Source organism: Bacillus infantis, from assembly GCF_050107595.1.
Lineage (GTDB): Bacteria > Bacillota > Bacilli > Bacillales > Cytobacillaceae > Bacillus_AB > Bacillus_AB infantis_C.
This window is the reverse complement of the sequence record NZ_JBNILH010000048.1, coordinates 1-255: the sequence shown is the minus strand read 5'-3', so window position 1 is coordinate 255 and position 255 is coordinate 1. Positions and strand designations below refer to the sequence as shown.

General features: G+C 36.1%; 1 pseudogene. It reads left to right on the top strand.

The features are described 5' to 3' along the window. Window positions 1-41: 41 nt before the first annotated feature. Window positions 42-255 (top strand): annotated as a pseudogene (locus ACQCVH_RS25380) (IS110 family transposase); the annotation flags it as partial.

Below are 255 nucleotides of genomic sequence, written 5' to 3'. Positions count from 1 at the left end.
AAGCAAAAAGGACTATAACTCAAATACCAGGAGGCACTAAAATGAATTATAACCAGAATAAGAAGATTGCTCAAATTACTTCTCAAACTCTTATTATAGGAGTCGATATTGCGAAGTTCAAGCATGTCGCACGTGCTCAGGACTTTAGGGGAATGGAGTTTGGATCTCCTTGTCAATTTGAAAATACAAAAGAGGGATTTGAGCAATTCTTGAATTGGATTTCTGGAATTAAAAAAGAACAGCGTATGGACAAAG